Genomic DNA, 5143 nt, shown 5'->3' with positions numbered 1-5143 from the left:
AGTATCGCAGTTTGAAGGATTTAAAACCTCGCAGATTTGGTAAGTTAAAGTGTAAGTTCCTGCAGTTGTTCCCGCAGCAACCACTACATTACTTCCTGATAAAGTGATTCCAGCGTTTGTGGCACTTACAAAAGTTAAGTTTACTTGTGAAGCGTTTACTAAAACACCATTCAAAGTATCATTTACTAACACGTTTGTGAATGAAGTTCCACCGGTAAGTCCGTTTACAGAAACTCCAGTATCATCATTGGCAAGAATTGTAGCGGCCGAAACCGTTACAGTTACATTAGCGTTGTCGCAATTTGTAGGATTTAGAACTTCGCAGATTTTGTATGTTAATGTATATGAACCGGCAGGTGTTCCCGCAGCTACAAGTACATTCGTTCCAGAAAGTGTTATTCCAGCATTAGTCGAACTGACAAAAGTTGTAGTCACTTTTGAAGGTACAACCGCAACGCCATTCAAAGTATCATTGATTAAAACGTTTGTGAAAGCCGTTCCGCCAGAAAACCCGTTTACAGTTGTTCCGGTATCGTCATTGGCGATGATTGCAGCCGCATTAACAGAAACAGAAACTGTAGCAGTATCGCAGTTTGTGGTGTTTAATTTTTCGCAGATTTGATAAGTTAATGTATAAGTTCCCGCAGGTGTTCCCGCTGCAACCATTACATTAGTTCCTGACAAAGTAATACCAGGATTTGTAGCACTTACAAAAGTTGTAGTGACTTGATTAGGTATTACGGCAGCACCATTCAAAGTATCGTTAACCAATACATTCGTGAAAGCCATTCCACCTGTAGCACCATTTATTGGAGTTCCAATGTCATTGACAGCATCAATAGGAGCGGCGTTTACAATAACTTTTACGGTAGTAGCATCGCAATTTGTTGGATTTAATACTTCACAAATTTGATAGTTCAGTACAAAAACACCAGCAGGTGTTCCGGCAGCTACTAAAACGTCAGTTCCGGATAGTGTTACACCAGCATTATTCGATGAAACGAAAGTAGTGATTACTTGTGATGGGTTTACAAGTACTCCATTCAAGGTATCATTTACCAATACATTCGCATATCCAATTCCGCCTACATAGCCATTCAAAGGAATACCGATATCGTTATTGGCGTCAATATCTGCAGCCAATACTCTTACGGTCACCACTGCAGTATCGCAGTTGGCTGGGCTTGCTACTTCACATATTTGATACGTTAAAGTATAGTTTCCAGCAGGAGTTCCGGGTGCAACGATTACGTTACTACCTGAAAGCGTGATGCCGGCGTTGGTTGCACTTACGAAAGTTAAGTTGACTTCAGAAGCTGTAAAAGAGGCACCATTCATAGTATCGTTAGCCAGTACATTCGTGAATGAAGTTCCGCCAACAGAACCTATGATGTTGGTTCCAGTATCATTAACAGCATCGATTACTTTACATTTTCTGATTGTAAATGGAAAACTACAACCTGCTATTCCAGTTGGTGGAACCGCATAATAGGTAGGGCTTGTGGCAATTGTCAGTGGAAAAGGATTGCTGGTCGTGAATTCTATAGTACTCGCCGTTACCGGGACAGAATCGTAGAATTTAGATCCGGCAGGGAAACTAGTGGCTACGGTCGCCTTTGAAACGGTTGTTCCAGGAGTACAGTAAACGAGAGGTCTTATAGCAGGCATTCCCGGACAATTGGCTCCAAGGAAACCAATCGCGTTGATGCCTACGGTTAAGGTTTGCGGTAAGGGTTCACCGATACAGGCGCCACCTTCGGCATATCCTTCGATCATTTTATTATTGCTGAAGACGATTCCTGTGACGGCACCGATTCCGCTTGAAAGTCCGTTAACGACAATCTGGCTTCCGCAGGTTGCATTGTTTAATATGTTGCAATCCACAGTGGCTTTTAGGTTGAAACTTAGTTTTGCCAATAAAGTGCTTGACAGTGCAGGCAATGGCAACGTACCAAAATCCCAAACGATAGTACCATAGTCACCCATAGCAGCATCGAAATAGATATTGTTTGGGGTTGGAAGCGGCGTAAATAGTATAGTTCCTACCGCACTTCCAGGTACATAAGTCGCATTATACGGAATCGGGATATACATTTTATAGTTGCTGATCGCTTCAGTACCTAAGTTTTTGATGTTTACATTACAACCGATGATTTGTCCGGGTAAAGAAACATATGGTTTTACGGCTGGAACATTATTGATTGTTGCAGCACTTAAGATGGCTTCATTCACAGGAACATAAGCATCAACTGCCATTGCAATGGCGAAGATAGAGTAGGTATCACTGCTGGTTCCATATTTGAAAGAAGTTGAAGTCTGGTTGTTACCAATTACCGTGTTTCCGGTATTGGGTACATTAAACATACAGATGTCGATACCTGTGTTATTGACTAGGTTTGGTTTTCGGATTCCACCTGCATTGATGGAAGAGTTGAAGAAGTTTCCTGTAGTATTTCCAGAGTGACTTAAATCCATGTAGGTACCGTCACTGTTTTTTCTAATTTTAAAATAATCTCCTGTGAAATCTACGTCGCCTTCACTGGTCATCATACCCAATTTTACGCCAACGGTTCCGGTTTGAACGGTGTTGAAACCAGCTACTGGTAGAGTGTATCCTGATGTATTGGTTGATTTTACGTAAGCATATCCATCAAAAATGGTTACATCACGGTATTTCATTTTGAAGTTTTCATAAACTACAATAATTCCCCAACCGCCGGAATAACCAGTTCCGCCTGGATCGCCTTCTAATAAAGCCATATCAGCAGCGAAATATTCTCCTATACCATTTAGTTTTACGTAATCCGTAATTTCTTTGTATGCCGTATAGATGTCATCTTCCGATCCGCTTGGGTAGTAAATGTCAGTTGCATCAGCTGTGAATTGTGTATAGCTTGATGAAGTTGGTCCTTTTAAAGAGATTACTCTTTTGTTGTATTCTTTTGTAACGGTTGTGTATATTGGAATTGCTCCCGCAACAGTAACCGCAGCAGTCGATGTGTTTCGTGTATCTGTACTACTAAGATTGGTAGCGGCACTTCGAATTAATTTTTTGATAGTAATGGATACCGATCCATCAACGATTACGTAAGGAACAGTCAAAGTAGCTTCTGTGTTGGTAGTTACTGAGACAGGAATATTGATCGCAGTTGCTCCATTGATAGAAAGTGTCACTCTATTAACACCACTATTATAGAAATTGAATACATAGTTATTGCTGTTTCCCGAAAAAGTATAAATAGGATTTCGATTGTTATTGCTAGGGTCATTTCTAGAAATGGTTAGCGTATAGTTGGTATTGGCAATGTTTTCATCATAAGCTACCGTTAGGTTATTATTGATGGCTTGTGTTCCGCTTTGCATTTGTTTTTGTACATTAAAAATCGGATCAGGAGAAGATTTTCCTGTCCAATACAAACCTGCATACACAATATTAGAGCAACTAGGAACGGCTCCATTTTCGGTTGATAAAGTCAATGTTGATGAGGACGAGTTCCAAGTGTTTGGATCGTTATCAGTATCAACATAAGTCATATACTGCCCGTTGTTGTTTTGCGTATCACTATAATTTTGCGGTGTTAGACAGGTATTTCCCAACATCGTAAAATCACCTTTCACAGTATAAATCTTTTTGGTAGGAGAATACTGTGAGGTCCTTTGGGTGAAACCAACATTAACTTGAGCTTCAACATTGATAGTTGTTCCGATTAGGGCAAAAAGGATGGCTATATTTTGAAGTTTTTTGGTCATCGATTTAAAGTATAAATTCTTCATAATGATTAATTTTATCAATATTATTGGTCGCTATCTCCGTTTTGGATTTTAAAGAACACACTATATTTTCCTTCATTGTTGCGAATCATATTGGTAATGATTTGTTCCGTTGTAGAAATGTTAGATACGATTTGGATGTATTTTAGATTTTTGTAATCAACAAATTGATTTAGATCGATGGGTGCATTTAAATCGCTTGCACTTTCGATTCTTATCGTTACCATTTCGATATTGTCTTTTGGAACTGCAATACCACTAAGTCTACTCAAAGCTTGAATATTGGTAAAAAGACAAACTGGTCTGCTTCCGTAAGTTTTTAGATCACCAGAATAGTAATATACCGACGGTTGGACTTTAGATATAAGTTGTTCGATATGCTGAGCATTAGAGTTGGTTGCTCTCGAAGCAAGCTCATTAGTACGAAGATTGGTTAGGAATGCCTTTCTCTCTAGTACTCGATTGCCATCTCTTTGTTCTTGTGCCAGTATTGGGGCAGTACAAAATACTAATAGCAGTATAGTAATGATTAGTGCATTTGTCTTTTTAAACCAAGCCATGCTGAAGTGATGGCCATTGAATTGGTTTTTAGTCTTTGTTTTCATGATACTTAATTTAATTCGTTTTTTAGATTTTCTTAAAACACACTAAAAACAGTTGATGTCTTTTCGATGTTATTTTTCAGCTCTTATGAATTTGATCTTAAATTCAATCGGTAACCTTAAAATATTATGCTTTAAAAAATTCTTTGTTTTGACATTTCAAATCTATATTTAAATAAAGTTTCCACCAAAAAAATCATCGTTTAAATACATAAAATATCGATGAAATGCATTAAATTAAATATAAAGTAAGAATTGTTTTACGAGAAATAAACATAATAAACGTATTTTTTACTGCTGTTTTATCGAATATTTTTTTAGAATTGGGTTCGATTTTTTAAGAATTTAATCGAAAAAGTGCAATGCAAATAGAAGATAATTGAAGCTGAAATTTTTTTTAAAAGCTAGATGTAACTAATCTTCGATTGAAAATATTGTAGTAAAATAGAAAGCCCTACAAGAATTTAAATGGCTGTAATTCACACATCTTTAAATTCCTATAGGATATAAACAAAAAAGTTGCAAGAACGTTCTTGCAACTTTTTTATATTAATTGGATTGTAATCTATACTATAATAAAGGTAGAGTATTATAAGGCTATAATAATGAATTCACTTCTTCTATTAGCCTGATGTTCTTCTTCCGAACATTTCACGCCATCGGCACATTTGTTTACGAGTTGTGTTTCCCCGTAACCTTTGCCTGTTAAGCGACTTTCTTCAACTCCATTTTTAACCAACCATGCCATAGTAGATTTGGCTCTTCTGTCG

Annotated in this window: 3 protein-coding genes; all 3 read right to left on the bottom strand. The window is 37.6% G+C overall.

Annotated elements, in window-relative coordinates; translation table 11 throughout:
* Nucleotides 1–3774: hypothetical protein (locus RMO03_RS02835; RefSeq protein WP_309640571.1), on the bottom strand; the 3774-nt coding region annotated here is incomplete at its 3' end.
* Between the two features lie 20 nt (nt 3775–3794).
* The gene (locus tag RMO03_RS02830) at nt 3795–4376 is read right to left on the bottom strand and encodes a hypothetical protein (RefSeq protein ID WP_309640570.1); all 582 of its coding nucleotides are present in this window, start codon (nt 4374–4376) and stop codon (nt 3795–3797) included.
* A gap of 586 nt (nt 4377–4962) precedes the next feature.
* Nucleotides 4963–5143: hypothetical protein (locus RMO03_RS02825; RefSeq protein WP_309640569.1), on the bottom strand; the 181-nt coding region annotated here is incomplete at its 5' end.

The organism is Flavobacterium sp. (assembly GCF_031411595.1).
GTDB lineage: Bacteria > Bacteroidota > Bacteroidia > Flavobacteriales > Flavobacteriaceae > Flavobacterium.
Note: the sequence above shows the minus strand (reverse complement) of the source record. Positions and strands in the feature narration are given on the sequence as shown.